Source organism: Parasphingorhabdus sp. (assembly GCF_041748495.1).
In the GTDB taxonomy this organism is placed as follows: Bacteria; Pseudomonadota; Alphaproteobacteria; order Sphingomonadales; family Sphingomonadaceae; genus Parasphingorhabdus.
Window position 1 is genome coordinate 23,449 of the sequence record NZ_JBGTDD010000173.1, and the last position, 6,749, is coordinate 30,197.

The window sequence follows — 6,749 nt, forward strand, 5'->3', positions numbered from 1 at the left end:
CCATGGATAAACCTTCTGCCGAATCGCTGGATGCGGATCTGTCGCCGGAGGTTGATGCCGCTGGCGGACCGGCGGAGGATCGCAGCAAGCGCTATTTCAACCGTGAAATAAGCTGGCTGGGCTTTAACGAGCGGGTGATCGAAGAGGCGGAAAACACCGCCCATCCGATGTTGGAGCGTCTGCGGTTTCTGTCTATTTCCGGGAGCAATCTCGATGAATTTTTCATGGTCCGCTTCGCCGGACTGGTGGGACAATATCGCCAGAATATCGAGGAACGTTCGGCTGATGGCCTGACCGCCACGCAGCAGCTGGAGGCAATAGCGATTCGCACCGATTCCTTGCTTGAGCACCAGCAACGGGTGTGGCTGTCGCTGTCCAGAACGCTTGCCGAGGAAGAGATTTGCGTTGCGGCGGTGGCCGACCTGTCGAAAACGTCGAAAGCCTGGTTGAGCCGGCATTTTATCGACCAGATATTTCCGGTGCTCACTCCGCAGGCGCTCGATCCGGCCCATCCATTTCCCTTCATCCCGAACAAGGGTCTGAGTCTGGTGTTCGATCTCGTCCGCGAATCGGACAATCAGGGCATCAGGGAGCTGGTAATGATCCCGTCCGGTCTCGCCCGCTTCATCCGCCTGCCCGGCGAGTCAGCCGTCTATGTCGCAGTCGAGACCGTGATCCAGGCTTTTTCCGATATCCTGTTTCCCGGCTACGTCGTGAAAAGCAGCGGCTTGTTCCGGGTCATCCGGGACAGCGATATCGAGGTGGAAGAGGAAGCGGAAGATCTTGTCCGCTATTTCCGCAGCGCGATCAAACGGCGCCGTCGCGGCGATGTGATCCGGCTGGAAATGGGCCCGGACTTGGCCGAGCCTGTGGTTGCGATGCTGCGCGAAAATCTGCTTGATGACGGGGCGACCGAAAGCCGGATCAATGGTCTGGTTGGCGTCAGTGATCTCGAAATCCTGGTCGAAGAAGATCGCCCCGATCTCAAGTTCACGCCTTATAGCCCGCGCTTTCCGGAGCGGATTCGCGATCATGGCGGCGACTGTTTCGCTGCGATCCGGGACAAGGACATATTGGTCCATCACCCCTATGAGTCCTTCGAGGTGGTGATCGAATTTCTGCGGCAGGCGGCTGCCGATCCCGACGTCGTCGCGATCAAGCAGACGCTTTACCGGGCGGGGAAGCAATCCGCCGTGATCCGGGCGCTGATTGACGCAGCCGAAGCCGGCAAATCGGTGACTGCGATTGTCGAACTCAAGGCGCGTTTCGACGAAGAGCAAAACCTGCTCTGGGCAAGCGCACTGGAACGGGCCGGGGTTCAGGTCGTTTACGGCTTCATCGAGTGGAAGACCCACGCGAAAATATCGATGGTCGTGCGCAAGGAACAGGAAGGCTATCGCACCTATTGTCATTTTGGCACCGGCAATTATCATCCGATAACCGCCAAGATTTATACCGATCTCAGCTTTTTCACCGCGGATCCGCGGGCGGCCCGGGATGCGGCGCAACTGTTCAACTATATCACCGGCTATGTCGAGCCCAAGGCGCTGGAACTGATCTCGATGTCCCCGCGGGACATGCGCGAGGACCTGATGGCGCTGATCGATCAGGAAATCGCCAATGAGCGCGCGGGCAAACCGGGCATGATCTGGGCAAAGATGAATTCCTTGGTCGATCCGGCGCTGATCGAGAAGCTCTATCAGGCAAGCAACGCCGGGGTCGAAATCGATCTGGTGGTCCGCGGCATTTGCTGTCTGCGACCCGACGTGCCGGGCATGTCGGACCATATCAGGGTGAAATCGGTGGTCGGCCGTTTTCTCGAGCACAGCCGGATATGGGCCTTTGGCAATGGCAGGGAATTGCCCAATGATGGCGCGAAACTCTATATTTCATCGGCCGACTGGATGCCGCGTAATCTGGACAGACGCGTGGAATATATGATGCCGATCACCAACAAGACCGTCCATGACCAGATATTGGATCAGGTCATGGTGGCCAATCTCATTGATGACGAACAGAGCTGGGAATTGAATGCAGATGGCAGCTACACCAGGGTTGTCCCTTCGAGCAAGCCCTTCAACCTGCACCGCTATTTCATGACCAACCCGTCGCTCTCCGGCCGCGGCAAGGCGCTGAAGAAAAGCAATGCGGTTCCCCGGCTGAGCCTCCGCCGCCGCAAGAAAAAGGCGTGACCCGGGGTGTTGATGCAAAAAGAGAAAATATCCGCCACCGCGCAAGCGAGAAAAAAACACGGCAACCAGCGAACGGCGATCGTCGATATCGGTTCCAATTCGATCCGGCTGGTCGTCTATCAGGGGCCGGCCCGGATTCCGGCGATATTGTTCAATGAAAAAGTGATGGCTGGCCTGGGCAGGCAATTGTCCACGACCGGCGATATTGCCGAGGATTCCATGCTGCTCGCGATCCGCGGCCTCAAACGCTTCCACCGTCTGTGCACGGATATGGAAGTCGACAGCATCAAGAGTTTCGCCACGGCAGCGGTGCGGGACGCAATCAATGGCAAGGATCTGCTCAAGGCGGCGCGCGCCATCGGCTATGATGTGCAGGTGTTGCAGGGCGAGGAAGAAGCGGAATTGGCCGCGCTTGGCGTAATCTCCGGCATGCCCGATGCAAAAGGCATTGTCGGCGATCTGGGCGGCGGCAGTCTCGAGTTGGCATTGATCGACGGGGGCGCGGTCCTGGAACGCTATTCCTTTCCGCTCGGCGTGCTCAGGGTCGCCGATTTGCGGAGCAAGGGGCAGGACAAGCTCAAGCGTCAGGTCCGGAAAATGCTGAAGAAAACCGGATGGGAGAAGCAGGCGCAAGAGCTTCCCTTCTATCTGGTCGGCGGCTCCTGGCGGTCGCTGGCCCGGCTTGACATGTTTGACAGCAATTATCCGCTGCCGGTGATCCACAATTATGAAATGGAACCGCGGCGTGCCCAGCGGCTGGTCAGCCGGCTCGCCCAATTGAACAAGGACAAGCTCAAGAATGTCCCGGGGCTTTCCAGCTCCCGCATCCCGACGCTGAAGGACGCTGCCTGGCTATTGTCGATGCTGGTGCGCTATCTGGGCAGCAGCAAGATGGTGGTGTCGGCTTATGGCGTGCGGGAAGGGCTGTTGTTCCAGAATATCAGCAAGCAGGAAGCGGCAAGGGATCCCCTGCTGCTGGGAACCGAAGACGCCGGATCGGCGCAGGCCCGTTTCCCGGCGAACAGCAAATTGCTGGGCAAATGGATTGCCGAAATTTTTTCCGACGATCCGGTTGAGTGGCACCGCATTCGCCAGGCCGCCTGCAATCTGGGCGATGTTGCCTGGCGGGCGAATCCCAGTTTTCGGGCCGAGCGCGGACTGGAGATCGGACTGCACGGCAATTGGGTCGGCATCAGCGGTCCGGAACGCGAGATGCTGGGGCAGGCGCTCTACACCAGTTTCGGCGGCGGCAACCATGTCTTCCCCGGCGGCGGCAAGCTGGCCAGCGAAGCGGCAACGCAGCTGGCGATCAGCTGGGGCCTGGCGATGCGTCTCGGCCAGCGGCTCAGTGGCGGAACCCGCAATCCGCTTGAACAGACTCAGATCCGGAAAACCGGGAAAAAGCTGGAGCTCACGATCGCCAGCGATCTGATCCATCTCTATGGCGATGCGGTCGCCAAACGGCACGGCCATCTGGCGAATATGCTGGGTCTGGAACCGGTGATGACGGCTGAATGACTATTCCGCTTCTGCGGCATCACCTTCTTGCTGGTGAGTCATTTTCAACTTGCCGTCCTTGACCGTGAAGCTGACCCGGCCTTCGACGAGATCCAGCGCATCCCGGCCAAATTCGTCATAGCGCCAGCCTTCGAGCAGCGGCACATCCTCGCGCTCTCCGGCGACAATCCGTTCCAGATCATCGGCGCGGGCAAGCAGACGGGAGGCGACATTCATCTCCGTAGAACGGATCTTGAGCAATAATTTGAGCAGATCGGTGACCAGGGCGTTGGACTTGCCATTCTTGGGACGTCGGCCAATTTTCAGCGGCAGATCATCGCGGGAAAGCGGCTCTGCCTGTTCGATAATATCCATCAGCCGTGCGCCGATGTCGTTATTCTTCCATCCGGCAGAAAGCCCGCGAACCTGCCCCAGCTTGGCCTGGTCGCGGGGGGGATGGCCAGCAATATCCGCCAATGTTTCATCGCGCATGATCCGTCCGCGCGGCAGGTCCTTCGATTGCGCTTCCCGCTCGCGCCAGGCGGCCAGCGCCTTGAGCCGGCCGAGCATGTCGAGATTGCGGCCCTGCGACTTCACCCTCAGCCAGGCCTTTTCCGGATCATTCACATAATTTTCCGGATCGGCGAGCTTCTCCATTTCGGCATTGATCCAGACACCCCGGCCGGTCTCGCGCAATTTTTCCAGCATCATCGGAAAAATCTTGGCGAGATGGGTGACATCAGCCACCGCATATTCAAGCTGCCGGGCGTTGAGCGGCCGGCGGGACCAGTCGGTGAACCGGGCGCCCTTGTCGAGGGTGATCCCCAGCCAGCTGTCAACCAGATTGGCATAGCCGATCTGCTCGCTCTGCCCGATTGCCATGGCGGCGATCTGGGTGTCGAAGATCGGGTGCGGGGTCTTGCCGGTCAGATTGTGGATGATTTCGACATCCTGCCCGCCAGCGTGGAAAATCTTCAGCACGTCTTCATTGTTGACCATCAGCTCAAGCAGCGGCCCAAGATCAACGCCCTTGGCCAGCGGGTCAATCGCCGCGGCTTCCTTGCCATCCGATATCTGGATCAGGCACAGAATCGGCCAGTAGGTATTCTCGCGCATGAACTCGGTATCAACCGTGATGAAGTCCGCTGTCGCGAAGCGGGCGCAGATATCGGCGATGTCCTGATTGTCCGTCAGCAATTTGTGAATATGCATTTTTATCCTATACAGCGGGCGGCTCGACCCGCAAACTATTCATCGATACCGGATAAAATTGGGGGGAAGCCATGGCATTTTGGTCACTCATTCTAGTCGTGCTGCTGGCTTTGCTGTTGCTCGGTCAGATACTGGCCTTGTGGGGGGATGCCTGCCTGGCGGTCGCCGATCCCCGACCGGTCGGCGGGAAGACGATCGAGATCACGATATTGGCCTGGGGCTTTGCTTCCCGGCGCGGGCGTTCCCTGCAGGTCGATGATTGTGCCCGGCTTGGTATCAACGATATGCGGTTTTTCATGACCGGCAAGGCGGTGCTGATCTGTCTGGTGACCTTCGGTTTCGTTCGGCGGGTCAGTATTGCCTATCGCTGCTATGCGGGCGACTTTGACGTGGGAGACGCCTGATGGCGCGGGTCGTGCATCTGGGTCATCAGGTCTGGACCAATTATCACCAGACCGCCGCCTGCAATCTCAAGGACCGGATCGAACTGGCCAATGGCGATCAGATCAACGGACGGGCCTATCTGAAAGACGTAGCCGAAACCATATTGGCGCTGCTCCGTGAGGCAAGACAATATCAGATTCCGGTGCGGCCGATCGGCGCGGGCTGGTCGCCGGCTCCGATCAATGTGGTCGAAGACGGCTGGCTGGTCGAGACCTTGCGGCTCAACCGCACATTCAGGATTGCGGCTCCGGACTTGCATCCGGATTGCCATCTTGCCGCTGAATCCCTGCTGATGGTGCAGGCGGGCGCGACCGTCGACGAAGTCTATGAAAGCGCGGAGGAAATGAGCCGGTCGCTGCGTACCGGCGGGGCCAGCAATGGCCAGAGCTTCGCCGGAGCCTGTGCCACCGGCACCCATGGTAGCGTTTGGGAGGAGGGCGGCATTCAGGATCATGTCCGGGCGGTGCAGCTGGTGACGCCGGACCGGATCTTGTGGATAGAGCCGGAAAAATCGGTGCTGTCGGACAGCTTCATCGCTCAGACCGGGTCGGAGATCATCCGGGACGACCGGATATTTGCCGCGGCCCAACTGCATGTCGGCGCGATGGGCTTTGTCACCGCGATGCTGATCGAAACCGATCCCATCTACATGGTGCAGAATATCCAGAAAGCGGCAAAGATCCGGCGGGAGCATATCGACTGGCTGTGTCGCGGCGAGTTCCGGAAATTTTCCCGGGCGTTCGGTTTGAACGAAGATCCGTATTTTCTGCAGCTCATTCTCAATCCTTTTGACCCTTTCGACAAAAAATGCCTGCTGCGCTTCCTCTACCGTCGGCCCTATGACGCGAGCATCCCACCGCCACCGCCGGGCGACATGGGCGCGGGCTATGACGCGCTGACCCTGTTGGGCAAGGCGATGGCGAACAGCGATCTTTTCAAGGGGGAGATATTGCAGCTGGCGATGGAACAGGCCTATCCCAGGAACCGGGATGTGGATGATCCGCCGGCCATCGCCACCTGGGGCCATACAACGGAGCAACATTCTCCCATCGCCAGCCTGTTCAATGGTTCGGTGACCATGGACCGCAGCCAGCTCAGCGAAGCCTTTGACTTGATCATTGACAGTTTTCGGCGAGGCGGCGGCGGCACGGTAGTGACCCTGCGCTTCCTCCGTCAGGCCAGGGGGCTGCTGGCACCGGCGCGCTGGCCGGACAATGTTGTCATCGACTTTGACGGCCCGAATCTCCAATCCAGCCATGAAGGCTACCGGAAAGTGGTCGAAGCGCTCGATGAAGCCGGGATCGCCTTCACCCGCCACTGGGGCAAGACCAACAATCTCGACGAACGCCGGGTGCAGCGGGATTATGGACAGAATTTCGCCGACTGGAAATGGGCGCAGGCGCA

General features: G+C 59.3%; 5 protein-coding genes. 4 read left to right on the forward strand and 1 reads right to left on the reverse strand.

The features are described from left to right. The first annotated feature begins 2 nt into the window (after window positions 1-2). Complete coding sequence (locus ACEW8J_RS14915; RefSeq protein WP_373492431.1) at window positions 3-2,192, forward strand: RNA degradosome polyphosphate kinase; 2,190 nt, start codon at window positions 3-5, stop codon at window positions 2,190-2,192. A gap of 12 nt (window positions 2,193-2,204) precedes the next feature. Then, window positions 2,205-3,710, forward strand: a complete 1,506-nt coding sequence (locus ACEW8J_RS14920; protein ID WP_373492432.1) for a Ppx/GppA family phosphatase — start codon at window positions 2,205-2,207, stop codon at window positions 3,708-3,710. Here ACEW8J_RS14920 and rnd read toward each other — a convergent pair whose 3' ends face one another. Next, window positions 3,711-4,901, reverse strand: a complete 1,191-nt coding sequence (gene rnd, locus ACEW8J_RS14925) for a ribonuclease D (RefSeq protein ID WP_373492433.1) — start codon at window positions 4,899-4,901, stop codon at window positions 3,711-3,713. 71 nt (window positions 4,902-4,972) lie between these two features. On the opposite strand from rnd, the gene ACEW8J_RS14930 reads away from it, so the two are divergent. Then, window positions 4,973-5,305, forward strand: coding sequence for a hypothetical protein (locus ACEW8J_RS14930; RefSeq protein WP_373492434.1), 333 nt, complete (start codon window positions 4,973-4,975; stop codon window positions 5,303-5,305). Continuing rightward, window positions 5,305-6,749, forward strand: a 1,445-nt coding sequence (locus tag ACEW8J_RS14935; protein WP_373492435.1) for an FAD-dependent oxidoreductase, incomplete at its 3' end; no start/stop codon positions are given. The genes ACEW8J_RS14930 and ACEW8J_RS14935, both read left to right, overlap by 1 nt.

Coding starts and splice junctions, on each gene's coding strand:
- ACEW8J_RS14915 (WP_373492431.1), top strand. CDS start 3: ATGGATAAACCTTCTGCCGAATCGCTGGATGCGGATCTGTCGCCGGAG.
- ACEW8J_RS14920 (WP_373492432.1), top strand. CDS start 2,205: ATGCAAAAAGAGAAAATATCCGCCACCGCGCAAGCGAGAAAAAAACAC.
- rnd (WP_373492433.1), bottom strand. CDS start 4,901: ATGCATATTCACAAATTGCTGACGGACAATCAGGACATCGCCGATATC.
- ACEW8J_RS14930 (WP_373492434.1), top strand. CDS start 4,973: ATGGCATTTTGGTCACTCATTCTAGTCGTGCTGCTGGCTTTGCTGTTG.